Genomic DNA, 26,456 nt, shown 5'->3' with positions numbered 1-26,456 from the left:
TGCTCTAAAAAATAGGGATACTGCTTCTTTTCATGCGCCATGGTGCAAATTTTTGTTGCATGAGTGTCTACCCTGAAAATAAGCTCTGTTAAAAAGGGTTTTCCGAAGCTTATCGCTCGCTTTCCGCGGACGAACTGGCAAGTCCCTTTGCTCGTACCCGTCTTGCGGGGTCTTGCCAGACCGCTTTTCCGCAGGAGTCTCGCAAATTTCCTTCCAAAATCAACATTATCGTTTAACAGAGCCTTTATTTTAAAGAATGGAGGAGTTCAATAACTACTTTGATGTTACAGAAAAAACCATTGACAAGAGGCATCTTCCTAACTATGATAATGATAATTGTTATCAATTATATTTTTTGTTTTAATCATTTTAGGGAGGAATTATTTACAGATGTTTAAGAAAAAAAGGAAATTCGTTGTATTGATCTCAGCTATGATTCTGCTTTTATCGATTTCCCTTTTAGGTTGTACAAAGCAGGAAAGCAAGCAGACATCTAAGAAAGAAAAAAATGAACTCACCTTTTCATGGCCGAGGGATATAGGAGAAATGAATCCACATGTTTACAATCCTTCGCAAATGTTTGCCCAATCGATGATTTACGAGCCATTAATCAGTTATAAAGAGGGGGGAGAGCTTCAACCTGCTTTAGCTGAATCATGGAATATATCTGAGGATGGGAAGGAGTACACTTTTCATCTCCGCCAAAATGTAAAGTTTTCTGATGGAAGCAGCTTTAATGCTAATATTGTAAAAAAGAATTTTGATGCGATCATGAAAAATTCTGCCTTACATAGCTGGTTAAGGTTAATTACTGTTATTGATAAGACTGAGGCAGTGGACGAGAATACGTTCAAAATCACGTTAACAGAGCCATATTATCCAACATTGCAGGAACTAGCGGTAGTTCGTCCAGTGCGTTTCCTAGGAGAAGCTGGATTCCCTAAAGATGGGGATACATCTAAAGGTGTGGAAAAACCAATTGGAACCGGTCCATGGGTGCTAGAGGATTATAAAAAAGATGAATATGCGACATTTACTCATAATCCAAATTATTGGGGAGAAAAGCCGAAAGCTAAAAAAATAGTCGTGAAAATAATTCCTGATGCAGAGACAAGAGTACTTGCCTTTGAAAAAGGGGATTTAGATTTAATTTATGGCGAAGGTGCAATTAGCCTAGATGCCTTTAATCAATTGAAAGATTCAGGAAAATATGAAACGAGCATTTCTGACCCTGTTGCAACAAGACAGTTAGTAATGAATACAACTAAAGAGCAGCTTTCAGACGTAAAAGTGCGAGTAGCACTTCAACATGGTTTTAATAAACAAGCAATGGTGGATGGAGTTACTTCCGGACTGGAAGAGAAGGCGGACAATATTCTACCTGAAAACTTCCCATATACTGACATTGATGCAGCGCCTATTCATTACGATTTGAAAAAAGCAGAAGCATATTTAGATGAAGCAGGCTGGAAGCTGCCATCCGGAAAAACGATCCGTGAGAAAGATGGTAAAACGCTTGAGCTAGAATTGATGTATGAAAAGTCGGATCCAATTCAAAAAGCAATGGCAGAAACACTGCAAGCTGAATGGGCAACAATCGGCATCAAGTTAAATATTACAGGTGTTGAATTAACGGTTCAAATAAAAAGGTTCAAAGAAAACAACTTTGATTTGAATTTCTTTAGCAATTATGGAGCACCATATGATCCACATACTTTCGTTAACGTTGTTTCGAAGGAAGGATTTGGATTCTCTGAAGCGATAGCAAACTTGCCGATGAAACAAGAGCTAAATCAGCAAATACAGGATGTACTAAGGTCGACTGATGAGAAAAAACGACAAGAATTATACAGCTCTATACTGAAGACATTACAGGAGCAGGGAGCCATCTTGCCAATCTCTTATATTAAGAAAACAGCTGTGTATCAAAAAGATGTAAATGGCTTTACGTTCCCAGCCAATCGGGATGAAAATCCATTCTTAGGTGTTGGCATTGGTAATTAAACAGATGAAGGAAAATATATAGATTGTAAGGTATTAATGAAGAATTAAGAACGATATTTCCATGAAAATTAAAAAAACTAGCAAAGAAAAATTCATATTCTCTTTGCTAGTTTTTTACCATAACATTTCAATTACTATCCTCTAATGCAGCAAATCATCCCAAAACGACCTTTATATCACAGAAATAATCATTGACAATAGGAATCTTGATAACTATGATAATTCTAGTGATAATTATTATCAATTATTGTTATTATTTCATTCAGGAAGAAATGATGTACTAATGCTAAAGCAAGGATATTAAGAAAACAGCTGTGTATCAGAAAGATATTAATGGCTTTACATTCCAGCTAATCGTGATGAACATCCATTCACAGACATTAGTATTAAAAATTAAACAGCAGGAGGAATATCATGGGCAGCTACATTATGAAACGAATTTTTGCTATTATCCCTATTTTTCTGTTTGCCACACTTCTCACCTTCTTAATGATTCATCTTTCACCAGTCGATCCTGCGGAAGCTTATTTGACTGGTGCCCATATTCAGCCGACTGAGGAGATTTTGGAGCAGAAAAGACAGGAGTTCGGTCTAGATCAGCCGCTGCTCGTTCAATATATTCAATCTGTAATAAAGATATGCCAACTTGATTTTGGCATATCTTATCTTTCAAATGAACCTGTTTTGCAAGAGGTGATGGAGCGAATGCCTGCAACAGTCCAATTAGCTATAAGCAGCATTTGTTTAGCTATATTTGTCAGCGTCCCGCTTGGATTTTTAGCTGCAGTCAAAAAAAATAGTGCGATTGATCATTTCAGCCGAATTCTTGCCTTTTTCGGTGCTTCCATACCGCAGTTTTGGCTAGGATATTTATTGATTGTTTTGTTTGCTGTAAAACTTGATTTGCTTCCTGTGGAAGGAATAGGAACATGGCAGCATCTTATTCTTCCGTCGCTAACGTTGGCTTTGCCGCTGATTGCTATTTATACCCGTCTGCTTCGCATCAGTGTTTTGGAAAATTTGCAGGAGCCTTATGTGTTATATGCTAGAACGAGAGGCATCAACGAGAGAGTCATTATGGTAAAACATGTATTAAAAATTGCGATTTCACCAATGATTACAGGAATTGGGATGAATGTTGGCAAATTGCTTACCGGTACGATTATTGTCGAGTCCGTTTTTTCATGGCCTGGATTTGGACGCTATTTTATTGAGGCAATTTTTAATCGAGATATACCAGTAATCCAATGTTATGTGTTTTTTGCAGCTTGTTTGTTTATTTTGTGCAATCTGGTCGTAGATATGGTGCAAATGTATATGGACCCACGGATTTCTAGGAAAGGAGGAACGGACCAATGATGGTGAGAATAAAGAACATTCTTAAGAGTCCAAAGACTATTATTGTATGCTCGATTACGTTATTTATTCTTTTTATGCTGACAATCTTGGCTCCATGGATCTCTCCGCACGACCCGATTCAAGTGAATTTGACGCTCAAACTGCAGCCTCCATCACTTGAATATCCATTGGGTACCGATTATTTAGGAAGATGCAATCTCTCACGACTTTTATATGGTGCTCGCATTTCATTAGGTTTTGCGTCTCTGATTTTCCTTTCTTCATTAGGAATCGGTTTGCTTGTTGGAACATTTGCAGGTTACAAGGGGGGATGGATCGACCTTGTGCTGATGAGATTTTGTGAGGGCGTAATGGCGTTTCCAAACCTTGTTCTTATCCTAGGTTTAGTAGGGATATTCGGTCCTGGTCTGACACAAGTAATTTTAGCGATGATGCTTGTACAGTGGGTGTATTACGCTCGGATGTTTCGCGGCATCGTGCTTAGCTTTAAAGAAAAGGATTTTATTGCCGCTGCTAAAATAAATGGAACTTCACAATGGAAAATTATCAGGAAGCATATTATGCCAAATGTACTTCCGCCAATTGTTGTAATGGGAACGCTGGAAATGGGCTGGGCAATCATGGATATTTCTGCTCTGTCCTTTCTCGGATTCGGTATTCAGCCGCCTACACCAGAATGGGGGGCAATGATTCATGAAGGAAAAGCATATATACGAAGTAATCCTGAGTTAATGCTGTATCCAGGTATAATGATTATGCTTGTTGTTATCACATTTAATGTGTTAGGAGAAGCATTGTCAGAACGGTTTGGGGTAAAACGACGTTTTTTAAGAAGGAATGAGACTATTGATAGAGAAACAGCATAATGTTTTGCAAGTGAGCGGCCTAAATGTGACGGCAAAGACTTTAAATGGAACAGTTCCATTAGTGCAAGACATCCATTTTGAATTGCAGCCCGGGCGTGTGCTAGGTCTTGTAGGAGAAAGCGGCAGTGGCAAAACGATTACTTGTTTGTCTCTTCTTAAGCTTCTTGACTATAAGACCACTAGTGTAGAAGGAAGTATACGATTACATGGAAAAGAATTAAATATGTTGGGAAATAAGGAGATGAAACGGATTCGTGGTAAAGAAATGGCGCTTATTATGCAAAATCCAATGAACGCCTTTACTCCCGTCCGTACCATCGGAAATCAATTTATAGAAACAATTCGCACCCATACTGCTTTAACAAAGAAGGAAGCATGGGAACTTGCTGTCGCTTCTTTGCATGATGTGAATTTACCAAATCCTTCTGAGCTGATGCGACGATATCCTTTTCAATTAAGTGGTGGCATGTTGCAGCGGGTAATGATTGCGATGTCACTATCTTTAAAGCCATCCGTCATCATTGCCGATGAGCCAACAACCGCACTCGATGTAACGAACCAATTACAGGTTTTGCGTCTGTTGGATTCTATTCGTTCAAAATATGATGCGTCCATTTTATTAATTTCTCACGACCTCGGTGTTATTGCTGAAATGGCTGACGATGTTGCGGTTATGCACAAGGGAAGAATTGTAGAAAAAGCGGATGTTTACGAGCTGTTTGATAACCCACAGCATGAGTATACGAAAAAGTTACTTCATGCTAGACCTTCGTTAAACTTAAATAAGCAAGTTAGATTACTAGATTAGTTTTTTGAATAGGGGGTGGAAAAATGAGTTTACTGCAGGTGAAGGAAGTAACGCATACTTATAGTTCTTTTCGTTTATTTGGAAAAAAAGATCAAGGAAAAAAGGTGCTTTCAAACGTTTCTATTTCCATAGAACAAGGAATGTGTCTCGGGCTTCTCGGAATGAGTGGAGCAGGGAAAAGTACACTAGGCAAAGTGATTCTTGGATTAGAAAAGCCTCAAAAGGGTCAAGTTCTTTTTCAAGGGCATGATTTTTATCACACGGATCGGAATACGCGAAAACGACTTCGCCGCGATCTTCAAGTCGTGTTTCAAGATTGCTATTCTTCCGTCAATCCACGAATGACAGCAGAACAAATTATCGGTGAACCGCTGCAAAACTACGAAAGAATGTCTGTGGATGAACAAAAACAAACCATTGGAGAATTGTTAGAAAAAGTCGGGTTGAATAGTGGGGATATGCGGAAGTATCCTCATCAATTTAGTGGAGGACAGCTGCAAAGAATTAATATTGCAAGAGCGATTGCCTTAAAACCGAAATTAATTGTATTGGATGAGGCGGTAAGCAGTTTAGATATGGTCAATCAAACAAACATATTAGAGTTGTTAAACGAGTTGAAATCGGTATTTGGTCTCTCTTATCTTTTTATTACACACGACTTGAAAGCGGCCTATTCTATTTCCGACTCTTTGGCTGTAATGGAGAAAGGGGAAGTGGTCGAGCATTGCGATTATAAAGATCAATTTTTTTATTCTTCTCACCCCGCTGTGAAAACGCTCGTTTCGTCCATGCTTCCAGAGCATCCCCGCTACCGTACAAGAGGGAAGTGATAGGCAAAAAGAAGTGTACGAATGCATAGCGATTTTTTCTTAAGGCTGTTTTCTAAAAGTTTGTTGCTTTTTAATAAGTTGAAAAACCGTTTTGAATACGGAGCAGCTTGAATACACGTAGACTCTTACAGGATTAGCGAGACAGGCGAGACCCTACAGGAGTGAAACGACGAAGTGGCTCGGCGGCGGAAAGCGAAGTGTATTCAGGCTGGGGTTAAATAACAATAATCTATACGAAAAGAGCCTTTCTTAAATAGAAGAATAGATTACTAAAATATTAAAAAAAGATAAAAATATGTAAATTCTAATAGTAATAAATTGACGGTTAAATACTTTAGTTATATAATTATGAATGTATAAAAAAGGAAAAAATAAACAACATGAAGCGCTAAAAAGCCTCTAAGTATGATGATGTAAAGTTTACGATTCGGTAATCCCCGTTTTTTCAGTAACTCAATTATCAAATGCTTGTGAGGATATTTTTATGCGCTTTTTTATTTCTTTTTTATTCAAAAAATTATTTAATTGGAGGAATGGAAAATGGAAAAAATGTGCATGGATATGACAATGATGGTATGTATGGAAAGAATGATGTGTGAAATGAATTGTATGAAAATGATGATGGACAAGATGTCTGATATGGAAATGGACATGGAAATGGATGAAATGATGTCAAAGATGCAAGAGTGCGATGAAATGATGACATCTATGATGAACATGATGGCTAAAATGAAAGAAAAAATCTAGTACATAGGAAGAATCACCTTATCTAAGATAAGGTGATTCTTTTAAATGCTGTTTTCTCAAGGTTTGTTATTTTTTACATAAAACATTTAGAAAAGCGTTTAAAAGCAACAACCTATACGAAAACAGACTTTTTAAATTAATAATATTTAAGCTAGGAAAACTACGTTATCTTTGGAGACTAATTCTTTGCTAAGCGAATCTGTTGGCTTAATGAAACACGCTGCTGCTTTAGCTCCCAAAGTTTATCTTGTAAATCTTTATTAGAAGACTGATTTCGTAATTGGTGATAAGCAGTAAGAATCTCTTCATTAATATGTTTGTATTTCTCCCAAAGGTTATCGATAATTAGAGATTCGTTTTGTGATAATGTGTTGTTATGGACATTTTTTAGTTTTTCGATAATTTCATGCTGCCATGAATCATCCCCGATACTTCCCGCATAAAGGTACAAATCTAAATAATCATTTACTTCAACGTGTGTCTTGCTAATATGCATAAAAATTCTCCTCTCAATATACAAAAACCCTCTTCCTAAGAAGAGGGTTTTTTTGTATAAAAAAGGCACCTCTTCTTATCGTCCAAAGCTAAGCTTTGTTGGAATTAGCACCATACAATTCAAAAGATTGTGGTTGCTGAGGTTTCATTGGGCCAGTCCCTCCACCTCTCTGGATAAGAGATTTTCGTGTGTTATTATTTATATTTTTTATTATTCTAACTAAAATACTCGGAACTGTCAATATCCTATTATTTAAGTGATCAAAAAAGAAACAAAATAGAAGAAAGACACCCTGAGCTTTTCTTAGTTTTCTAGCTTTTGTACGTCGACGGCTATTTCAAGAGTTTGGTTGGCCACTCCAAGGTAGCTGCCTTTTATCGGGACGATGTCTTTGTAGTCGCGGCCGTGGCCGATTTTTACGTAGCGCCAGTTGACTTTTCCGTTGTTGGTTGGGTCAAAGCCCAACCAGCCAATTCCCGGTACATACGCTTCTATCCATGCGTGGGAAGCCTGCTCAAAGTCAGCATGTCCACCTTGAAGATCACCGACGAAATGGTAGCCACTCACGTATCGAGCGGGGATGCCGAGGCTTTTGCACATGGAAATCATTAAGTGAGCGAAATCCTGGCATACTCCTCGTTTTAGTTTAAATGTGTCTGCGACAGTAGTTTGAACATCTGTTGCTTCAGGATCATACTTAAACTGTGTATAGATGGCTCTAGAGATGTTTTCAATAATTTGGTACACACTCGTAGCTTCTGAACTGTTTTTTGTATCTTCAGTGAATGCTTGTATTTTTGGAGTCAGAAATGTATAGGTCGTATTTGTTAAGTATTCAGCAAAATCGTTTTGGAACTGTTCACTTGCTAGGATTTTCAGCTCCTCATCTAACGGATATTCCTGCACATTCTTAATCTGCTCGTCATAAGTGGCAACAATCGAGTGTGTTTCGATCACAATTTCATCATGCGGATCTGCAATAGAAAAACTGTACACTCGGTTGCCAAAATAGTCCTCGTATGTAAACAAAGGCACCGTTGGATTAATGAAGACCGAATGGTGATGACAAGATTGGCGATCATTTGTACGAGGTGTTAATCGAACTTCATTTACACTATTAAAGACCGGTTCTTCATACCGATAACGGGTCATATGAGAAATTTGGATTTTCATACTCTTACCATCTCCTGTTGTGAAAATGCTCTTGAAATAAGGGCTCCTATTTCATTCGAAGACAATTGCAAGTCATCGAGCAGTTTTTGCAAAGAATTAGTCGAAATCTGGCGCCATTCTAAATAAGATACATGAGAAATTAATTTTTCCACCTTCCCCGCCGCTTTGTAATATAAAGAAGTATGAGGCAATATATGCTGGAACGCCTTTAAATGATTTTCCAAAGCGATTAATGAAGCATAATACGACCTTGGGAACACAGAACAACTTATTAAAAACTCTACAATTTTTCCCATTTGCAGATTATCTGCACACATGGTGCGAAACCCTTCATAGGCATTTAAGGATTTTAAAAAGGCACACATTTTGTGATATTGATCATTGCTGTGCACAAAATCGGAATCATAGAGAAATTCTTGATGAATAGATTGGAGCATTCTTACCGTATTCTCGGTTCGCTCCAAAAAGATTCCCATCTGCAGTACATGCCACTCACTTTGGCGAAGCATGGAGCATTCAAGGCTGTTATGGAATAAAGTGAGCCATTCCTTTAATTTTTGATAAAATAAGAAGGGTGTTTCCAACAGACAATCGCCAATATCTTTTTCCTGCATCCAAAGATAGAGAGCATTTAAGGCCTCCCACGATTCGCTCGGAAGTTTATCTCTGACGGCATGAGCATTCGTTCTAGCTTGTTTGATACAAGCGTAAATTGAATTGATATTTAACGAGTCAAAGGTGATATAGTGTAAAACCGTTTCTTCATTCGCTTCTGAATAATTCAGATAAAAATCCTTTTGACAATGAAAGCTTTCTAAAAGTCTTTCCCAAGCAAATTCAGCTTGGGCAGTATTTGTATTTACATCATGGCGCATATGATAACTAACTTGAATTAAACGTGTATGATTTTGAATTCTTTCCATGTATCGACCGATCCAAAATAATTGTTCTGCTGCACGATTAAGCATTATGTATTCCTACCTTTCTTCTACAAAAATCAAGTGTGAGGGGTGTTTTACTCCGCAAGCTAACACCATTATTCTAAAACCCAAGTATCCTTGCTTCCACCACCTTGAGAGGAGTTTACAACTAAGGATCCTTCCTTCAAAGCAACCCTTGTTAACCCGCCAGGAACTACGCTGATTTCTTTTCCTGCGATCACAAATGCACGTAAGTCAATGTGCCGCGGTTTAATTTTTTCTCCAATAAGAGAGGGAGCTGTGGAAAGTTTAATCGTTGGCTGTGCAATGTATCGGCTTGGATCCTGCCTAATATTCTCAGCGAACAAAGCAATCTCTTCTTCCGTTGCTTTAGGTCCGATTAACATCCCGTATCCGCCTGAAAGAGAGGTTTCTTTTACAACAAGCTCCGATAAATGATTCAAAACATATTCTCGTTCATCTTGACGAGAGAGAATATAAGTAGGAACATTTTTTAAAATCGGTTCTTCATTTAAGTAATAGCGAATCATATCTGGTACATAAGCGTATATAGCTTTATCATCAGCTACACCCGTACCAGGTGCATTGGTGATGGTAACATTTCCTGCTCGGTAAGCATTCATGAGTCCTGCAACTCCTAGCAAGGAATCCGGCAGAAAAGCAAGAGGATCTAAATAATCATCATCCAATCTCCGGTATATGACATCTACTTGTTCTAGACCATGAAAACTTTTCATATATACTTTATGATCAATTACGACAAGATCTGGGCCCTCTACTAGTTCAATCCCCATCTCTTGAGCAAGGAAGCAATGTTCATAATAAGCTGAATTGTAGCGGCCTGGTGTCAATAGGACCACTTTAGGATTCCTCTTACTGCCTTGAGCCATACTTCTTAGACCGGATAATAGATGGTTTAATCCATGATCCATACAGCGAACTTGATTATGAAACAATAATTCAGGTAAACATTGGCTCATAAGCTGACGATTCTTGTATAAGTAAGAGATGCCAGAAGGAGTCCGTAAATTATCTTCTAAAACAAAGAACTCCCCATTTTCATCTCGAATTAAATCAATGCCGGATAACGTTATATACGTATTTTCAGGAACTTGGACATTCATCATTTCTGGGCGGAAATAACAGTTTGTGACAATTAGCTTTCTAGGAATAATATTATCGCGTACGATGTTTTGTTCATGATAAATATCGTAAATAAATTGATTTAATGCAGCTACTCTTTGTTTCAAACCTTTTTCAAGGAAGCTCCATTCTTCTGCCGTTAAAATACGGGGAATGGTATCAAATGGAATTGTGCGTTCAAGGGGATCGCCATACTGTTCTTGATACAACGTGAAGGTGATTCCTTGCTTCACCATTAGAGCTTCAGTGGACAGCTGCCGTTTGATTAATTCCTCAGAGCCCATTTCTTGCAGCTGATGATAAACTTGCTTGTAATATTCTCTTACTTCATTAGTTGGTGAGAACATCTCATCATAAAATGATGCAACGTTATACTCTGAGAATAGTTGTTTTTCTGTTAAATTCACTGTTCATTCCCCCTGAAAAAGAAAGTTTTGTTAATGTTTTCTGAAAATTGCGACCATTTATGTCGTTATTTTACTATGCTGACAGTGTTAAGGAAAGGTTTTTTTTTAGATATAAGAAAATTTTTTTTTAGGCATCTTGGTGTCTAGCTCCGGCGCCTAGCCCCTGTGAAAGATAACCTCTTGTCTCTAAAAGTAAAGAGCACTTTTTGAGCCAAGAGAACATTTTTCTTCGGGGCTGATCAAGACGCCTGCGCTTTTCTTATCAAGCAATGGTTTTTTCTTGGTTCTCCATCTCTTTATTTACTTGCTTGCCTGCTTGAAGATATTCGGTCTCAAACCCGCTCTTTATAGCCCAAAGATAAAAACCAAAGGATAGACAAGCGATGAGAAGCATATCCCAGCCATATGGAATGATATTTAATCCGCCAAATTTTTCACTGCCTAAATAAGAAATGAGGATCATACATAATAAGTAGCAAACCATCCAAATTCCTGCTGAAAAATTCCTTTTAAATCCTGCCCATTTTATTTTTGCTTGATAATAGAAATAGATAGGGAGGCCAATCAGAATAATGAATAAAACTTCTCCGGTAAGCGGCCAGCGTGCCCAATATAATGTTAAGGAAGCAAAAACAAATCCTAGCGGTGCAATGATGCTCAAGCCTTTTAAACGCAATGGTCTGTATAAATCCTTTCCCGTTCTTCTGAGTGTCATTGCAGTAACTGGACCCGTAACATAGGAAATAAGAGTAGCAACGGATATTACTTCTGCTAAAACACCCCATCCCCTAAATAAATACAAAAACAAAAACGATACTCCTAAATTTAATAACATGGCAGGACGAGGAATCCCATAAATCGGATGAATGCTTCCTAATCCTTTTGGTAAATATTCGTTCTTTTGCATACCGTATACCATTCGTGCAGTAGTAGCTGTATAAGTGATTCCTGTCCCAGATGGAGATATAAAAGCATCTGCATATAATAGTATGACAAGGAAATTAATATTAAGAGCAATAGCCAAGTCGGCAAACGGAGAGTTAAAGTTTAAATGACTCCATCCATTTAAGAGCATACTAGGATCAACAGCACCGATGAAAGCAACTTGAAGCAGCACATAAATGACAGTTGCAATTAATACCGAACCGACAACGGCAATTGGAATGGAGCGTCCAGGGTTCTTTGCTTCTCCTGCCATATTGATCGGACTTTGAAAACCATTAAATGCAAACACAATTCCAGAGGTGGCAACGGCTGTAAACACACTCGCCCATCCATTGGGAGCGACACTATGTTCATATGTAAAGTTACTTCCATGAAATCCAACAAATAAGAGGGATCCAATGGTAAGCCCAGGAATGATTATTTTAAAAATGGTAATAAGAGAGTTCGCTTTTGAAAACAAGTTGACTGTCCAGTAATTTAAGAAAAAATAGATAAGAAGCAAGACTGAAGCAATAGCTAAGCCACCTGCAGTAAGACTTCCTTTTTCTACTAAACCATGCGTCCATTGTGCCCATTCCCAAGGCCATGAACTCATATATTGAACAGAAGCGATTGCTTCAACAGGTACAACAGATACAATGGCAATCCAGTTTGCCCAAGCAGCAATAAATCCCATAAAAGAGCCGTGAGAGTATTGGGTATACTTCACCATTCCGCCTGCTTCAGGAAACATAGCACCTAATTCACTATAAGATAGTGCGATAAATAGAATGACAACCATTCCGATAATCCATGAAAAAATTGCAGCAGGTCCAGCAATTTGAGCAGCTCTCCAAGCCCCGAATAACCAACCTGATCCAATGATCGAACCAATTCCGACCATCATTAAAGAGAATATTCCCATCTTTCTGTGTAATTGATTCACGTGTTAAACCCCTTCCAAATAGTTCTAGTCATGTTAAAACATTCTGTTCCTATCTAAGTTGGATTAAGTTTTACCAAAGCAATATTAGTGTTTGGGCAGTACCACTAATAAATGTTATTACAAAACTCACCTCCAGATGGATAAATTTAACGTTCGTTAAGAATGATTACTTATGATGTAATGTTTGTTAAATTTATGAAAAAATTCTTTTTTATTCTATTATGTAACATACAAAAAATAACAAAAAAAGACATGAGTAATCAAAAAATATTTAATAATATTCTGAAAATTTTAAAAAATCAAGAGGGTGGATTCTTAAAAAAGAGAAGAGAGATAAAGTCAGGTCAGAAATGTTAACATGGAAAGGAAGGGAAACCATGCTGAAGCTTAATCGAAAGAGGGATTCTTTGTGAACAACTTTACGATATACATTAAAAGGTAAGCTCCTGTTCATACTAATATGGGGAGGTATACTTTTTATGTTACAAATATGGATGGCAGGTTTTTTGTTATTAGCTCAACCTGTAGAGCTTCCTAACAGCTTAACAGTGACTCAGCAAGGGCAGACGATTACCATTATTAACCGTGAAAACTTTACAATGCCCTTTCCAGGTACTCCAATAGTTAATGGCGAAAAATACGATCAATTCATCAATAAACTTGATCAGCAAATTTATCATGCTCCTATAAATGCCACGATCAACGAGCAGGGAAGCATCGTCCCAGAACAGGTAGGCTACAGACTTGATAGGCAGCGGTTTAAGGAGCAATTTTATACTTATTTCTTTGGGAAAGGATCCTTTAAGGTAGAAGTGCCGGAAATGGACATTTATCCGAAAGTTGACAGCGAGATTCTTGCTCATATCCGGGTAAAACAAATTGGTCAGTACGTGACATATTTTAATTCTAACAATAAAAGTCGTTCACATAATATCTCACTTGCCGCAAAAGCAATTGACAATCATGTTGTTTTTCCTAATGAAACGTTTTCGTTTAATCAAGTTGTAGGAATGAGAACACCAGACAAGGGATATATGCGAGCTCCTATAATTGTTAGAGGGGAGTTTTCTGAAGGAGTTGGAGGGGGAATTTGTCAAGTATCATCAACATTGTTTAATGCTGTAGATCACGCCGGGTTAAGAATCGTGCAGCGTTATTCCCATAGCAGGCGAGTACCTTACGTTCCATCTGGACGTGATGCTACGGTAAGCTGGTACGGACCCGACTTTCGCTTTCAAAACAAATTTAACCAGCCGATATTGATTCGGGCTAAAGGAAATAGAGGAAGTATGGTTGTTACACTTTACTCGTCTGAAGTGATTAATTATGAACCTCGAAAAGTCCCCAAGGTATCATCTCGGTTGCCAAAAGAAACCAATGCAGAATTGGACATGCATATTTCTAGTTCACCAAGTAATGATAAATCATAAATCCATAATGGCATTGGATTAAGATTTTATGAAAGAGCCTGTTTTAATACTTAGATATCGTTAATTTTGTATCTATTTTTATGATTCAAATAAAGAGAGCCGCTTTAGAAATAACGGCTCTTTTACTCCTGAAAATTAAATCATCACTCTATTATAAAAAGCTTCATTATTTTGCGTTCTCTTCCCTTGCCTGATTTCGTCTAGCAGCAAAAACTTCGGTAGCTACTGTTAAAATCGTATTTAATGCGACTGGAAAGCCTGCATAAATAAGCATTTGCATCATCGCTTCGACAATTTCTTCTTCTGTCCATCCGACATTTAGCGCTCCGTTAATATAAAACTTTAATTGTTCTGTATTTCCTAAAGCAGTTAGGCCAGCAACTGTTGCTAAAAGGCGGGATTTTAAATCTAATCCTGGTCTGGAAAAGATTTGTCCATAATTAAATTCGACTGCTAAAGTTCCTAAATCAGGGGATACGGAATCTTTAAATGATTCTACAATTTTTTCATAATTGTCCGGATCAATTTTTGCTAGTATTTCCAACCCTTTTTGATAATTTTCAGTAGTCATTGAACATTACTTCCTTTCTCAACGATTTTTTGTTCTTTAGTAAAATTAATTAAGGAGCAAAAAGCAATGCCTATCATAAGAATTCCGACAGAACATACTCCATACCAATGCCATTTGCTCCAAGCAAACACGCCTAAGTATGACCCTAAAGCTCCGCCTAAAAATGTAGATACCATGTATAAGCCATTTAATCGGCTTCTTTTTTCAGGAGATAATTGAAAAATAATCGCTTGGCAAGCCACTTGATTTGCCTGTGTCCCAATCGTAATGAATAGCGCACCAATAATTAATCCAGGCAGCCAAAAACCTAAAAATGTAAAGATGAAAAAGGAGATTAGAGATATTGACATACATAAAGTATTGGCAAATGCTGCCCCTTTTTGATCAATAATTTTACCAATGATAGGTGTGGCGAATGCTCCTGCTATTCCCACTAAGCCGATTAACCCTGCTATATTACTTCCATATGAATAGGGAGGACTGCTTATTAAAAATATTAGTGTGGTCCAAAAGACACTAAATGCTCCAAACATCATTCCTTGGCTAAGGCAAGCTTTTTGCAAAACTTTTTCTTTTATAAATAAAGGTCCTAAAGAAGTGAGTAGTTTTTTATAATGCATGGACTGATTTCCTTTGCTTCTTGGAAGATACAAGGCAATTAAACCAATCATAATGATAGTGCCTGTAAAAGATATCCAATACATTGATCTCCATCCAAAATGGGAATCTACAAAACCACTAATAAATCTTGCTCCCAAAATTCCACATACTAGGCCAATCGCTACATTTCCCAACACTTTTCCTCTGTTGCTTTCTAAAGCTAAATTTGCAGCAAGTGGAACAATAATTTGTGGAATAATGGTTACAAACCCAAGTATTAAGTTTGCCACAATCAGCCACAAAACGTTCATGGACAAAGCAGCTGCGGCTAGAATGATTGATACAATAGTTAACAGGCTTAAAATTAATTTTTTTCGTTCAAATATGTCGCCTAGTGGGACTAAAAAAAGATTTCCTAAAGCGTAGCCTACTTGCGTTAATGTGGCGACAATTCCAATACTTGCTTCAGAAACACGAAATGTATTTGCCATACTAACTAAGAGCGTTTGATTTACATACACATTAGCAACAGTAAAACCGCAAGCTATTGTCATTACAAGAACTAATTTTTTTGTAAGTACAGGAAAATCTTCCATGATTTTCACCTCCTTCCTCTTTCAGAATAGAGGAGGAGTTATAATAGGAATAGGAGTGTATTCATACTATTAGTAAAACTACCACTAATACAAAAAGGCACCAAATGATAAGCCAAAAATCTCTTCGTTGGCTTGCTTTTCCGATTTTTGAACACACACTAATGGGGGGGATTCCATGTTGGGTGATAAAGAAAGAAGAAAAGAATTAGGGGGTTTTTTAAAAACGAGGCGGGCGCGTTTATCTCCGCAAGATGTTGGTTTGCCAATTGGGCCGCGCAGGAAAATAAAAGGGCTGCGCCGAGAAGAAGTAGCGCAACTTGCAGGGATAGGAATCACTTGGTATACATGGTTAGAGCAAGGGCGTGATATTCAAGTATCATCAGAGGTATTGGAGTCTATTTCTCGTGTTTTCAGGTTAAATGAAGAGGAAAAAGAGCATCTATTTTTATTGGCAAATCAGCCATTGTTTTCGAAAGCGGGAAAACCGCTCGTTGACAGTGTAAATAGCGCTGTGGAAAATTTGTTGAGTCAATTAGAGTTCTGCCCTACATATGTAACAGATGAAAAGCTGAACATCGTAAACTGGAATAAAGCGGCTGCTGTGGTGTTTGGTGACTTTAACAAAATGGATAACAAAGATCGTAATGCTGTCTATCGCTGCTTTATATCAAAAGAATACCGAGCGCTATTTCTTAATTGGGAGGATCATGCCCAAAGGCTAATCGCCCAATTTCGTTTAGTTTATACACGTTTTATTGGCGATGAATGGTTTAAGGATATGATCGAAGAACTTACTGAGAAGAGTGCTGAGTTTCGTGCATGGTGGCCTAAACATGAAGTGTTAGGCAATCCATTTGGCAAAAAAACAATCGTGCATCCTTTAGTCGGAGAGATGGTCATGAACCATATTACACTTCAAGTATACGATGCCCCTGAACTAAAATTAACCATCTATCAACCTTGCCAAGAAAGAGAGACAGAACAGAAATTAAAGCGGTTGTTAAACGGTTAAAGACTAAGGGTGCCTGCCCCTAAATGCTATTAAGCAATGGGGGACAATCACCCTTATTAAAATTATTGTTACTACTTTACTGCTGTTAACAACGCTACCATCTCAGCAGGTTCTACTCTATTTCGATAATCTGGATCGACATTTGCGAATTGAATGTTTCCGTTTTGATCAATAAGGAAGGTTGCTGGCACTGGAAGCTTCCAAGCATCATTCCCATTATGAGCTGGTACGTCAAGGCCGGACTGCTTGTATATTTCAATAAGAAAATCAGGCATTTTAAATAATAAGTTGTAGTTTTCAGCAGTGCTTCCATTAGGATCACTTAGCACAAAAAATTCTAATTCATTCTTTTCTTTCGTCGTAAGAGATGCGTCAGGAGTTTGTGGACTAATTGCAATTAATTGAGCTCCTGCTTCTTTAATTGCAGGAAGGACACGTTGATATGCTTTTAATTCAAGGTTGCAATATGGACACCATGCTCCACGATAAAATGTTAAGATAACTGGTCCTTTTTCCAATTCTTCATATAATGTAATGTCAGCGCCAGTTGCATCTTTAAGTGTAAAATTAGGTGCTTGGTCATTCACTTTTAATCCTTTTGCGATTCCTGAGTCTGCTAATTCCTTCGTAGCTTGCTCCATCATATTTTGTTTTTTAAGAGGAGCCTTTTTTTTGAAGCTTTCTTTATACTGATTTATTTCTTCTTGTAGAGTTGACAAGTTTATTCCCCCATTCTTTTTACCTACCGGTTGGTACAGTTTTTAGAATAACAAATGTTCTTGCATTTCACAAGGGGAAAAAAGGGGCGGAACTGCGCTAAATATAAAAGTACCGATATAAATAAGTACTCAGGGTATTTCACTTTTTCTAGTTAAAGAATGGTTTAGCTCCGCTTACACTGCTTTTTTTTATCATAGTTGAGCGAGAAGACTCCTTCCTCAAGGAACAAAGAGAGTAGGTGGGAGATGAATCGCCTTCTTTTTTTTGTTTAAAAGAAGATATAACTGGAACGTTTGTTCTTGTTTTGGTAAAATATTCTTATTAAAAGAAGGAGGTGAAACAAATGCCAACCATTACGATTAAACTGCCCTTGTTCCAACCAACAAAAGTGAAAGAAACGATGTACGAAACGATGCAACAAAACTTTTCAGAAGCTTGTAATATAGCTATTCAATACAAAAAAGAAAATCCTGCAGTAACAAAGTCGGAATTGGATAAAAGCTTAGCTCCTATTGAACTGCCTTCTACCCTCATTCAAGAAGCTAGAAAACTAGCGCTAAGTCGTTATGAAGACTGGAAAAAGAATCAGAAAACGAAAGGTTTTCCTTCTTTTCGCAGAAGAATATCCATTCTATTTAATAACCAAAATTGGAGACTAAGACAGGATAATGGTTATCTTAAGTTGGGGATTCCTACCATTGAGAAGGGGAATCTTACAATAGATAAATACGTTCCTTTAAAGACCAATGCGTATACTCTTTTTTGGATTGATTTTCTTTTGACGGGGGAAATAGACAAAACCTCTTCATTCTTTCAAGCATCCTATGACAATATTTCCAAATTAAAAAAAGGGAACGGGCAATTGTTCTATAAGAAAGGAAAATGGTATTTTTCTTTTGCGCTTTCGTTTGAATTAGAGAAAAAGTCTACAGGTACAAAATCTATTGGGGTTGATAGAGGACTAAAATATATTGCGGTAGCTGGAGATAGGGAAATAGGCAAGTATATTCATTTTAACGGAAAACAGATTGGTCATATTCGTAGAAAATTTTTTAAACTTCGCAGAAAAATTCAAAAAGCGAAAAATACGAAAGCGTTGAAACGATTAGAAAATAAAGAACAACGTATCATTCAATACTGGAATCATGTCATCTCAAAGAAAATGGTTCAGTTTGCTAAAGATTGTGGTGCTTCTATCATTAAAATCGAAGACCTTTCTTCTATTCGCTCTATGAAAAAATATTGGAAAAAAAGCGACAGAAATATTCATTCCTGGGCTTTCTTTGACTTAGAAACAAAACTTATATACAAAGCACAATTAGCCGAGCTGGAAGTGCAAAAAGTAGATCCGTACAAAACGAGTCAAGAATGCTCCATATGTGGACATACACAAAAAAAGAACCGTCGAGGGTCTTTGTATACATGTTCGTGTGGACATAAACAAAATGCAGATGTCAATGCAAGTTTTGTTATATCTACACGAACATCAAAAGATATAACTGCGGCTTAAAACCGCTGTAAAGGATTCAATGTCCTTCACAAGGCTCCTGACTGAGCTGTACACCTAACTGATGATTCCCTACCGTTCTTTGTTATTGGAAATAACGTGCGGAATGGGAGGAAGTAAGGGTAACACCAAAGGCACTGACGGTTTGTAACGCAGTGAAATCCCTTTGGAATCCCCTTCCTCAAAAAACGTTAACATTTTAGGTGGGGGAGGATGTCAAACAAGATGATACTGTTTACGAACTGAGTCAAGAATATTTTTTAACACATCTGTATTTAATTGATTCTTCATCAACAGAATGCCGCCTTCAATCATGGCAATCATGGTTTCAGCATCTTTTTTTGCATGGAAAGTGGGATCAAGATTATTTATCTCCTCTAAATTTTCTGCAATGGCTTCTGCCCAACGATCAAAATATTGTTGAATTTTTAAACGATAGCTTTCGTCATGTTCACTCATTTCAATAGCTAAATTGCCGATAGGACATCCAGGCTTGTTCTCTTTTTCTGTATGGCATTCAAATATCCAATCAAGCATTTTATTTAGCTTTGCTTTAGGATCTTCAGCTGTTTTTAAAATCTTTTCGATTAATTTAAGATCTCGTTCTTGAATGAGTTGGTCAATTACGGCTAAACCAAGGTCATGCTTGGAAGAAAAGTAATGATAAAATTGTCCTTTTCCAATATTGGCAGCGGAGAGAATATCACTAATAGATGTGGCTTGATACCCTTTCGAATGGATAATATGCTGTGCTGATAAAATAATTTCTTGTTTCTTTGACATTGCTCAAACACCCTCACATAAATAGTACTTTCTATTATAGTTGAATGTCTGTGTGCCTGTCACCCCAGCCATTAAGTTAGCTGAATAAAATGTTTAACTTAAGATTGTATAGGAAAAATAGTTGAAATATAATACATAAAAAAGCCGAGGAGAATAATAAATGAACCATATCGATTTACTAAAAAAAATCTTCGAACCGAATCGAAATGAAGAACAAGCCATTCCAATGCAAAAGTATATGAAAGATCACTTTCCTTTTTTAGGAATAAAAAAACCGGAAAGAAGTCAGCTTGTTAAACAATTTTTTCAGAAAAGCGAGATATTAAAAGATGATTTTCAACAGGAGTTTGTGTGGGCATTATGGCAGGAACCAGAACGGGAATATCATTACACAGCACTTGACTATATTGGGAAGTTTTTAAAGCAATTAGAGCCAAGTGATTTGCCTTTAATGGAGAAGCTTATCATGACAAAATCGTGGTGGGATACAGTAGATGGGATTGCATCCAATGCAGTTGGCAAAATCGCTGCACAATTTCCAAAGGTTATTTCAGAAACAATTGAAGGTTGGGCTTATGGAGACCATCTTTGGCTGCAAAGGGCATCTATTATTTTTCAGCTAAAGTATAAAACAGCAACAAATGAAGAGCTTTTATATCGCTATATGATTCAACATGCAGACAGTAAGGAGTTTTTTATCCAAAAAGCAATTGGTTGGGCATTGCGAGAGTATTCCAAAACAAATCCCCAGTCCGTTCGTGCATTTATAGATGAACATTCTTTGCCGAAATTGAGTGTAAGAGAAGGCAGCAAATATATTTAGGGAAATACAGAAAAAAATGATGAGGCACAACTATCACAATAAACGGGAATTCAATACCGAAACTTGAAACTCGGTAAAACTGTTTGTTTCGAATAAATAATTCAATTTTAAAAGAAAAATAGATTTACTTTTTCTTGTTTCATTTCAGAATATTTTAATTGAGAGAAAGGAGAAAGGCAATATATGTTTAGAATAGATTTAAACTGTGATTTAGGAGAAAGTTTTGGTGCTTATAAGGTAGGGTTAGACGAAGAGATTCTTTCATTTGTCACATCTGCAAACATTGCCTGTGGCTTTCATGCTGGAGATCCTAGTGTTATGAGAAAAACAGTTAAGCTTGCACTGGAAAATGGGGTGGCAATTGGAGCACATCCTGGTTTGCCAGATTTAATAGGCTTTGGGCGCCGTAATATGAATATTTCTGCTCAAGAAGCTTATGATATGGTTGTTTATCAAATTGGTGCTCTTTATGGGTTTGTCAAATCAGAAGGTGCAAAAATGCAGCACGTAAAGCCGCACGGTGCTTTATATAATATGGCAGCAAAAAGCAAAGAGCTGTCAGAAGCCATTGCTGAAGCTGTTTATAAAGTGGACCCGGAGCTAGTGTTGTTTGGTTTATCTGGCAGTGAGCTTGTTTATGTGGGAGAGAGAATTGGGCTGCAAACCGCTCATGAAGTATTTGCGGATCGAACTTACCAGCTGGATGGATCTTTAACATCAAGAAATCAGCCTGATGCACTCATTCAAACAAATAAACAAGTAATCTCGCATGTAAAGCGAATAGTAAAAGAAGGGAAAGTCAAGTCACAGCAAGGGGTAGACATTTCCTTAAAAGCAGATACAGTTTGCATTCATGGAGATGGAGCGCATGCCCTACAATATGCAAAATCAATCAAAGAATCTCTTGAAGCTGCTGGCATCAGCATAAAAGCATTTAAATAATTAGTTTTTATGAAGGAATTGAAACATTGGAGCAAATTTAGAAGAGACCTTCAAGTAAGTTAAACATAAACTGGTCTTTATTATTAAGTGCTGCTTTTCAATTTTTAAAAGAAATAGAGGGGATTTGATGTCTCAAGTGAGTAAAAATAAACGATCAAATATACAACTAACAGCACTTGGCGACTCTGCTATAGTTATTCAATTAGGGAATGAAATCAGTAATGAAGTACATCGCAAAGTCATGATGGTAAAAACACATCTTGAGAAAAATTTAAGCAGCGGTTTTATAGAATGTGTGCCATCTTTTACAAATGTTACACTCTACTATGATCCAGTGATGATTTATAACCAATATAAACATACTGTGAAAATAAGTTCTCCTTTTCAAATAGTTCGTTCCATTATTGAAGAAGAATTAAAACATATGAGTGAATCAGAAGACCTTGATTATCGTTCTATCGAAATTCCTGTTTGCTATGGTGGAGAATATGGACCAGATTTAGAGGAGGTCGCTAAGTATAATGGCATATCAGCAGATGAGGTTATTGCGATTCATTCAGCTGGTGAATACCTTGTTTATATGATTGGCTTTGCCCCTGGATTTCCCTTTATGGGGGGGATGTCGGACAAAATAGCTACACCTAGACGTTCTACTCCACGTACATCAATTCCAGCAGGTTCAGTGGGAATTGCAGGCAAGCAGACAGGCATCTATCCGTTATCCACTCCAGGAGGGTGGCAGCTAATTGGTCAATCACCAACACCTCTATTTTTGCCAAATGAAAATCCGCCAAGTCTTCTACAGGCAGGAGACCGAGTAAAGTTTCGATCCATCTCTCAAGAAGAGTTTTTAGAAAAGCTTAATAGGGGGAGAAAGGAATGAGTATAAAAGTAAATCGTCCGGGATTGCTTACGAGTATTCAAGATTTAGGAAGATACGGTTTTCAGCAGCATGGTGTCATCGTAAGCGGCACGATGGATGCACTTTCATTAAGAATCGCCAATCTGCTTGTAGGAAATGATGAAAAGGAAGCAGTCTTAGAAATTACCTTGGTTGGTCCTTCGTTAACGTTTAATAAGGATTGCTTAATTGCTATTACTGGGGGGGATTTATCACCATCGATTGATGGAAATCTGGTTTCAGGCTGGAGACCTATTTTTATCAAAAAGGGAAGTGTTCTTACCTTCGGATCGTGCAAAGACGGATGCAGAGCTTATCTTGCTGTAGCTGGCGGCTATGATATTCCAACAGCCATGAATAGTAAAAGTACATACATACTTGGGGGCATTGGCGGCTATCATGGAAGACCATTAAAAGCTTTAGATCAGTTAACTTGTAAACCTATGTCTGAAAAATCAAAAAGGTTGTTTGATCAACTTAAGCTAAAGCAAAAAGGATTTCCTTTAGCGACAACAAGCTGGTTTGTGGACAGAACGGAGTTTTTTCCGTTTCAAAAAGCTTCTGTCGTCAGAGTAATGAATGGAGGCCAATTCGATCTATTTACACAATCAAGCAGATCTGAATTTTTTTCGCTCCCCTTTAAGGTTTCAAGTCAATCTAATCGAATGGGTTACCGAATTTCTGGACCAAAAATGGAGATGAAAGAAAAGGTGGAGATGATATCAGAAGCGGTTACGCATGGAACCATCCAAATTCCGCCTGATGGCAACCCAATCATTTTACTAGCAGACCGGCAAACTACCGGAGGATATCCAAAAATCGGCCAAGTCTCAACTGTAGACCTGCCATTGATTGCACAAACGAAGCCCGGTGAGAAAATTTATTTTTCTAGAATTACACTTGCAGAAGCAGAGCAATTGTATTTGGAAAGAGAAAGAAAGTTGAAGGCTTTAAAAGCCGCTATTTCATTAAATGTAAAGGTGTTTGAATGATGGTAAATCTACATGATTTCCATAATGAAGGAAAAGAGCCTTTATAAAAGTTGAAGACTGAGTGAAGTAGCCACAAAATGAGTGCTGTCCCAAAATAGTAGCACAAAGGGACAGGCACTCATACATGAGACAACGCACCAAATAACAGGAGAGTCCCATTAATTGCAGCATCTATGATGATTTGGACAGCCATTTTTTGCACTTTCAACTTGTACAGTAGAGTGTTCAATTCCATACTGATCATGAAGAATAATTTGTGCTTCGGATAAAACGTGATCATGTACACCGTCTTTAGCCAACACAATATGACAGCTGAAGACATGTCAGAAGTGATGGACCAGAGGTGAAGATCATGGACTGATTGAACGTTAGGGATGTTTAATAGTGAAGCTTTCACATTCCCTAAATTGATTTGATTAGGAGTTCCTTCCATCAAAATATGAAAGGATTCTTTTGTAATTCGAAAACCACTGATTAAGATCAGGATAGCTACAACAATGCTGGCAATTGGGTCGGCAATTTCCCATCCAAAGAAAAGAATGAATAATGCAGCAGCGATTGCTCCCACTGAACCAAGCATATCGCCAATTACATGGAGAAAAGCACTTCTTACATTTAAATTTTCGTTTTTGTCTCCTTTCATTAATAGAAAGGCAGCGGCAATATTAATGAGTAATCCTGTAATGGAGATCATAAGCATTCCTTTGCTTTGCACTTCTTGAGGATGAAAAAATCTTTGATAAGCTTCCACAAAAATATAAACGGAGATTGCCATCAATGTTAATCCATTTAACGCTGCAGCAATAATTTCAAAGCGCTTATATCCATATGTTTTTCTTTCTGTAGCCTTTCTCTCCCCAAGCTTCATTGCAAAAAAACTTAATCCTAGTGCAAAAGCATCGCTTAACATATGCCCAGCATCTGAAAGCAGAGCCAAGCTATTAGTAAGGATACCTCCGACAACCTCCACAATCATAAAAGATGTAATTAGGATAAAAGATAAAAATAGTGCTTTTTTATTCTCTGTATGCGAATGATGATGCTCATGTCCGTGATGATGATGACCATGGTTGTGTCCCATGTTTATCCCTGCTTTCTTTGTATTCTAGAATTTATATCTTAAGTTAGATAGCTATCTAGCTCCAGCGCCTAGCCCTTGTGAAAAATAACCCTTTGCCTCTATAAGTAAAAAACACTTTCCCGAGTCAAATGAACATTTTTCTTCAGGGCTAAACAAGGCGCTTCCGCTTTTCTTGTATATGAGTATATATTCATATAGCATGGTATATTTTGAGACATCGTTCAATATATATTTGTCATTTTTTGTTGCATTTTTGTGATTTTTCAGTAGATTTTATGGCTAGTGAGTGAAGAATTTCCATTACAAAAGGTGTTATGAATGGGATGTTTATTCAATTAATGTAAATGTGTCGCAATATTGTAACTATTTTGGAAGTTTTGGAGAAGTCGTATATTGTAAACTATTATTGTAGGCTTATGAAGAATTATGTCGATATAAGTCGGGGTTTAAAGGTTGCTAACTAGTTGAGAAATATTTTGCTTCTTTTTTAAGGAATTATGTAGATTAATAATTTTCAAGAGAAAAGAGCGATTTATTTTATAAAGAAAAGAAATAAGGGGGAAAAACGATGAAAATCAGTGCAAGAAATCAATTAACAGGAAAAGTAGTAGCAGTTAACGAAGGTGCAGTTAATGCAAAAGTTGACGTAGAATTAGGTGAAGGAAAGATCATTACTTCTATCGTTTCTCTTGATGCTGTAAAAGAATTAGAACTTACTGTTGGTTCAGAAGTGACAACATTAATTAAAGCTTCTAACGTATTATTAATGGCTTAATTATATCTTAGTAAAGATTTGATTTAGCTAAAAGTGCATCTGTATATCCCTTATGTTGATAGCTGTTTAATCAATATAGTAGATACACAGATGCCTTTTTATTTCCTTGAATTTTTAAATAAAAAAGTAACTGAATAAAAGCTGCTGACGAATAGAGAAAAATAGATTTTGGTAATTTTTCCTTTTATCTTTTACTATTCTTGATATAAATTGACTTTCTTTGCATGATAAACTCCTCTAGAGATGATGGCAAGCATCACAAGTATACCTCCTACAACTGCAGAACTGCCAGGCGCTTCTCTTGTAACCAAAAACACCCAAACAGGATTGAGTAAGGGCTCAATGATTGGGATTAGAATGGCTTCAATCACTGTTACGTGCCGAATCGCTTTTGCATAAAAAATATAGGGAATTCCTAGCTGAAAGATACCTAGTATTAGGAGTGCGAAAAGACTACTCAAACTTGGCATAGATAAGAAGAAAAAAGGAGAGCAAATGATAAAGGTAAAAATATTGCCTAGAAATGTTACCTCTACAGCGGAACCCTTCTTCTGAAGCATTATAAAAATAATCATGCTTGCCATCGCAACGCCGCTTAAGAGCGCAACAAAATTCCCCATCGTGTGACTCGTTTGTAAATCGCCAACAAAAAAAAGAACCATTCCTACCATGACAAAGACAATAGTCGCCCAATCTGATTTTGAAACCTTCTCTTTTAAAAACCAACCTGAAAATAAGGCAACCCATATTGGGGCAGTAAATTGTAAGAGAATGGCATTAGCTGATGTTGTTAGTTTATTGGCAGATACAAACAAAACCAAAAGACTTGCATAAGCACAGGCACCCAATAATGTCGATTTCTCTTTAAAATGGATGACAGGTTTCTTTAAGTAACAAAGCATAACGATTGCGCCAATGCCGCTGCGGGCACCGGCAATTGCCATGGGATTCCAGTCTACAAGTTTAATGAACAGACCTCCAATACTCCATAAAGCAGCTGCAATGACCATATATAGGATGGCTTTTTTTCGATTCATGTCCAACTCCCCTAACTAGCATTTCTCTTCATACTACTTTAA

The 26,456-nt window shown here is 37.3% G+C and carries 24 protein-coding genes, 1 pseudogene and 1 riboswitch; of the genes and pseudogenes, 14 read left to right on the top strand and 11 right to left on the bottom strand.

Annotation, left to right across the window (positions count from 1 at the left end):
* The first annotated feature begins 390 nt into the window (after positions 1–390).
* The 6 genes from nikA to ACTXGU_RS16110 all read left to right on the top strand — a co-directional run bounded on the left by nikA (position 391) and on the right by ACTXGU_RS16110 (position 6,614).
* Positions 391–2,004, top strand: a complete 1,614-nt coding sequence (gene nikA, locus ACTXGU_RS16135; RefSeq protein WP_443482551.1) for a nickel ABC transporter substrate-binding protein — start codon at positions 391–393, stop codon at positions 2,002–2,004.
* Positions 2,005–2,418: 414 nt separating this feature from the next.
* On the top strand, positions 2,419–3,363 hold the full coding sequence (nikB, locus tag ACTXGU_RS16130; protein ID WP_443482550.1) for a nickel ABC transporter permease subunit NikB: 945 nt from the start codon (positions 2,419–2,421) through the stop codon (positions 3,361–3,363).
* Positions 3,363–4,229 carry a nickel ABC transporter permease subunit NikC gene (gene nikC / locus ACTXGU_RS16125; RefSeq protein WP_443482558.1) on the top strand — a complete coding sequence of 289 codons (867 nt, stop codon included), beginning with the start codon at positions 3,363–3,365 and terminating at the stop codon, positions 4,227–4,229. Before nikB ends, nikC begins: the two co-directional genes overlap by 1 nt.
* The gene (gene nikD, locus ACTXGU_RS16120) at positions 4,210–5,037 is read left to right on the top strand and encodes a nickel import ATP-binding protein NikD (RefSeq protein ID WP_443482549.1); all 828 of its coding nucleotides are present in this window, start codon (positions 4,210–4,212) and stop codon (positions 5,035–5,037) included. Before nikC ends, nikD begins: the two co-directional genes overlap by 20 nt.
* Positions 5,038–5,060: 23 nt before the next feature.
* A complete protein-coding gene (gene nikE, locus ACTXGU_RS16115) occupies positions 5,061–5,867 on the top strand; it encodes a nickel import ATP-binding protein NikE (RefSeq protein WP_443482548.1) in 807 nt (268 codons plus the stop codon).
* 540 nt (positions 5,868–6,407) lie between these two features.
* Positions 6,408–6,614 carry a hypothetical protein gene (locus ACTXGU_RS16110; RefSeq protein WP_443482547.1) on the top strand — a complete coding sequence of 69 codons (207 nt, stop codon included), beginning with the start codon at positions 6,408–6,410 and terminating at the stop codon, positions 6,612–6,614.
* Positions 6,615–6,792: 178 nt separating this feature from the next.
* On the opposite strand, the gene ACTXGU_RS16105 is transcribed toward ACTXGU_RS16110, so the two are convergent.
* From ACTXGU_RS16105 to ACTXGU_RS16085, 5 genes are all read right to left on the bottom strand, one after another.
* A complete protein-coding gene (locus ACTXGU_RS16105) occupies positions 6,793–7,110 on the bottom strand; it encodes a hypothetical protein (RefSeq protein ID WP_443482546.1) in 318 nt (105 codons plus the stop codon).
* Between the two features lie 72 nt (positions 7,111–7,182).
* A riboswitch (SAM riboswitch) is annotated at positions 7,183–7,290 on the bottom strand.
* 123 nt (positions 7,291–7,413) lie between these two features.
* A complete protein-coding gene (locus tag ACTXGU_RS16100) occupies positions 7,414–8,262 on the bottom strand; it encodes a transglutaminase family protein (protein ID WP_443482545.1) in 849 nt (282 codons plus the stop codon).
* Between the two features lie 17 nt (positions 8,263–8,279).
* On the bottom strand, positions 8,280–9,251 hold the full coding sequence (locus ACTXGU_RS16095) for an alpha-E domain-containing protein (RefSeq protein WP_443482544.1): 972 nt from the start codon (positions 9,249–9,251) through the stop codon (positions 8,280–8,282).
* A 68-nt stretch (positions 9,252–9,319) separates the two neighbouring features.
* On the bottom strand, positions 9,320–10,714 hold the full coding sequence (locus tag ACTXGU_RS16090) for a circularly permuted type 2 ATP-grasp protein (protein ID WP_443482557.1): 1,395 nt from the start codon (positions 10,712–10,714) through the stop codon (positions 9,320–9,322).
* A gap of 322 nt (positions 10,715–11,036) precedes the next feature.
* Positions 11,037–12,644 (bottom strand): APC family permease, encoded by a 1,608-nt coding sequence (locus tag ACTXGU_RS16085; RefSeq protein WP_443482543.1) that lies wholly within the window; start codon positions 12,642–12,644, stop codon positions 11,037–11,039.
* A 479-nt stretch (positions 12,645–13,123) separates the two neighbouring features.
* Between ACTXGU_RS16085 and ACTXGU_RS16080 the strand changes: the two genes are divergently transcribed.
* Positions 13,124–14,074: a VanW family protein gene (locus tag ACTXGU_RS16080; RefSeq protein ID WP_443482542.1), complete on the top strand. Its 951-nt coding sequence runs from the start codon at positions 13,124–13,126 to the stop codon at positions 14,072–14,074.
* Positions 14,075–14,240: 166 nt separating this feature from the next.
* Here ACTXGU_RS16080 and ACTXGU_RS16075 read toward each other — a convergent pair whose 3' ends face one another.
* Both ACTXGU_RS16075 and ACTXGU_RS16070 read right to left on the bottom strand, forming a co-directional pair.
* Positions 14,241–14,645: a carboxymuconolactone decarboxylase family protein gene (locus ACTXGU_RS16075; RefSeq protein ID WP_443482541.1), complete on the bottom strand. Its 405-nt coding sequence runs from the start codon at positions 14,643–14,645 to the stop codon at positions 14,241–14,243.
* Positions 14,642–15,841, bottom strand: coding sequence for an MFS transporter (locus ACTXGU_RS16070; RefSeq protein ID WP_443482540.1), 1,200 nt, complete (start codon positions 15,839–15,841; stop codon positions 14,642–14,644). Before ACTXGU_RS16070 ends, ACTXGU_RS16075 begins: the two co-directional genes overlap by 4 nt.
* Before the next feature lie 175 nt (positions 15,842–16,016).
* Between ACTXGU_RS16070 and ACTXGU_RS16065 the strand changes: the two genes are divergently transcribed.
* A complete protein-coding gene (locus tag ACTXGU_RS16065; RefSeq protein WP_443482539.1) occupies positions 16,017–16,853 on the top strand; it encodes a helix-turn-helix transcriptional regulator in 837 nt (278 codons plus the stop codon).
* Between the two features lie 71 nt (positions 16,854–16,924).
* Here the strand turns inward: ACTXGU_RS16065 and ACTXGU_RS16060 are convergent, their stop codons facing one another.
* Entirely contained in the window at positions 16,925–17,572 is a 648-nt protein-coding gene (locus tag ACTXGU_RS16060) for a peroxiredoxin-like family protein (RefSeq protein ID WP_443482538.1), read from the bottom strand.
* Positions 17,573–17,916: 344 nt separating this feature from the next.
* Here ACTXGU_RS16060 and ACTXGU_RS16055 point away from each other — a divergent pair, with 344 nt between their 5' ends.
* On the top strand, positions 17,917–19,083 hold the full coding sequence (locus ACTXGU_RS16055) for an RNA-guided endonuclease InsQ/TnpB family protein (RefSeq protein ID WP_443482537.1): 1,167 nt from the start codon (positions 17,917–17,919) through the stop codon (positions 19,081–19,083).
* 213 nt (positions 19,084–19,296) lie between these two features.
* Here the strand turns inward: ACTXGU_RS16055 and ACTXGU_RS16050 are convergent, their stop codons facing one another.
* Positions 19,297–19,863 carry a TetR/AcrR family transcriptional regulator gene (locus ACTXGU_RS16050; RefSeq protein WP_443482536.1) on the bottom strand — a complete coding sequence of 189 codons (567 nt, stop codon included), beginning with the start codon at positions 19,861–19,863 and terminating at the stop codon, positions 19,297–19,299.
* Positions 19,864–20,023: 160 nt separating this feature from the next.
* On the opposite strand from ACTXGU_RS16050, the gene ACTXGU_RS16045 reads away from it, so the two are divergent.
* The 4 genes from ACTXGU_RS16045 to ACTXGU_RS16030 all read left to right on the top strand — a co-directional run bounded on the left by ACTXGU_RS16045 (position 20,024) and on the right by ACTXGU_RS16030 (position 23,521).
* On the top strand, positions 20,024–20,686 hold the full coding sequence (locus ACTXGU_RS16045) for a DNA alkylation repair protein (protein WP_443482535.1): 663 nt from the start codon (positions 20,024–20,026) through the stop codon (positions 20,684–20,686).
* A 183-nt stretch (positions 20,687–20,869) separates the two neighbouring features.
* Positions 20,870–21,628, top strand: a complete 759-nt coding sequence (locus ACTXGU_RS16040) for a LamB/YcsF family protein (protein ID WP_443482534.1) — start codon at positions 20,870–20,872, stop codon at positions 21,626–21,628.
* Positions 21,629–21,755: 127 nt separating this feature from the next.
* Complete coding sequence (pxpB, locus tag ACTXGU_RS16035; RefSeq protein ID WP_443482533.1) at positions 21,756–22,511, top strand: 5-oxoprolinase subunit PxpB; 756 nt, start codon at positions 21,756–21,758, stop codon at positions 22,509–22,511.
* A complete protein-coding gene (locus ACTXGU_RS16030) occupies positions 22,508–23,521 on the top strand; it encodes a biotin-dependent carboxyltransferase family protein (protein WP_443482532.1) in 1,014 nt (337 codons plus the stop codon). Before pxpB ends, ACTXGU_RS16030 begins: the two co-directional genes overlap by 4 nt.
* Positions 23,522–23,679: 158 nt before the next feature.
* Here the strand turns inward: ACTXGU_RS16030 and ACTXGU_RS16025 are convergent.
* A pseudogene (locus ACTXGU_RS16025) lies at positions 23,680–24,602 on the bottom strand (cation diffusion facilitator family transporter).
* Positions 24,603–25,170: 568 nt separating this feature from the next.
* On the opposite strand from ACTXGU_RS16025, the gene ACTXGU_RS16020 reads away from it, so the two are divergent.
* Entirely contained in the window at positions 25,171–25,377 is a 207-nt protein-coding gene (locus ACTXGU_RS16020; protein WP_443482531.1) for a TOBE domain-containing protein, read from the top strand.
* A gap of 194 nt (positions 25,378–25,571) precedes the next feature.
* Here ACTXGU_RS16020 and ACTXGU_RS16015 read toward each other — a convergent pair whose 3' ends face one another.
* A complete protein-coding gene (locus ACTXGU_RS16015; protein ID WP_443482530.1) occupies positions 25,572–26,414 on the bottom strand; it encodes a DMT family transporter in 843 nt (280 codons plus the stop codon).
* Positions 26,415–26,456 lie beyond the last annotated feature (42 nt).

The sequence above is a fragment of the Niallia sp. 01092 genome (assembly GCF_052318935.1).
Lineage (GTDB): Bacteria > Bacillota > Bacilli > Bacillales > Cytobacillaceae > Niallia.
The sequence above is the reverse complement of the archived record's forward strand: the minus strand, read 5'-3'. Positions and strand labels throughout refer to the sequence as shown.

Excerpts from the sequence above, each read along its gene's own strand:
- ACTXGU_RS16055 (WP_443482537.1), top strand. The coding sequence starts at position 17,917 with ATGCCAACCATTACGATTAAACTGCCCTTGTTCCAACCAACAAAAGTG.
- ACTXGU_RS16070 (WP_443482540.1), bottom strand. The coding sequence starts at position 15,841 with ATGGAAGATTTTCCTGTACTTACAAAAAAATTAGTTCTTGTAATGACA.
- ACTXGU_RS16100 (WP_443482545.1), bottom strand. The coding sequence starts at position 8,262 with ATGACCCGTTATCGGTATGAAGAACCGGTCTTTAATAGTGTAAATGAA.
- ACTXGU_RS16020 (WP_443482531.1), top strand. The coding sequence starts at position 25,171 with ATGAAAATCAGTGCAAGAAATCAATTAACAGGAAAAGTAGTAGCAGTT.
- ACTXGU_RS16040 (WP_443482534.1), top strand. The coding sequence starts at position 20,870 with ATGTTTAGAATAGATTTAAACTGTGATTTAGGAGAAAGTTTTGGTGCT.
- ACTXGU_RS16105 (WP_443482546.1), bottom strand. The coding sequence starts at position 7,110 with ATGCATATTAGCAAGACACACGTTGAAGTAAATGATTATTTAGATTTG.
- pxpB (WP_443482533.1), top strand. The coding sequence starts at position 21,756 with ATGTCTCAAGTGAGTAAAAATAAACGATCAAATATACAACTAACAGCA.
- ACTXGU_RS16080 (WP_443482542.1), top strand. The coding sequence starts at position 13,124 with ATGTTACAAATATGGATGGCAGGTTTTTTGTTATTAGCTCAACCTGTA.
- ACTXGU_RS16065 (WP_443482539.1), top strand. The coding sequence starts at position 16,017 with ATGTTGGGTGATAAAGAAAGAAGAAAAGAATTAGGGGGTTTTTTAAAA.
- ACTXGU_RS16095 (WP_443482544.1), bottom strand. The coding sequence starts at position 9,251 with ATGCTTAATCGTGCAGCAGAACAATTATTTTGGATCGGTCGATACATG.
- ACTXGU_RS16045 (WP_443482535.1), top strand. The coding sequence starts at position 20,024 with ATGAACCATATCGATTTACTAAAAAAAATCTTCGAACCGAATCGAAAT.
- ACTXGU_RS16110 (WP_443482547.1), top strand. The coding sequence starts at position 6,408 with ATGGAAAAAATGTGCATGGATATGACAATGATGGTATGTATGGAAAGA.
- nikC (WP_443482558.1), top strand. The coding sequence starts at position 3,363 with ATGGTGAGAATAAAGAACATTCTTAAGAGTCCAAAGACTATTATTGTA.
- nikA (WP_443482551.1), top strand. The coding sequence starts at position 391 with ATGTTTAAGAAAAAAAGGAAATTCGTTGTATTGATCTCAGCTATGATT.
- nikE (WP_443482548.1), top strand. The coding sequence starts at position 5,061 with ATGAGTTTACTGCAGGTGAAGGAAGTAACGCATACTTATAGTTCTTTT.
- ACTXGU_RS16015 (WP_443482530.1), bottom strand. The coding sequence starts at position 26,414 with ATGAATCGAAAAAAAGCCATCCTATATATGGTCATTGCAGCTGCTTTA.
- ACTXGU_RS16050 (WP_443482536.1), bottom strand. The coding sequence starts at position 19,863 with ATGTCAAAGAAACAAGAAATTATTTTATCAGCACAGCATATTATCCAT.
- nikB (WP_443482550.1), top strand. The coding sequence starts at position 2,419 with ATGGGCAGCTACATTATGAAACGAATTTTTGCTATTATCCCTATTTTT.
- ACTXGU_RS16075 (WP_443482541.1), bottom strand. The coding sequence starts at position 14,645 with ATGACTACTGAAAATTATCAAAAAGGGTTGGAAATACTAGCAAAAATT.
- ACTXGU_RS16030 (WP_443482532.1), top strand. The coding sequence starts at position 22,508 with ATGAGTATAAAAGTAAATCGTCCGGGATTGCTTACGAGTATTCAAGAT.
- ACTXGU_RS16090 (WP_443482557.1), bottom strand. The coding sequence starts at position 10,714 with ATGTTCTCACCAACTAATGAAGTAAGAGAATATTACAAGCAAGTTTAT.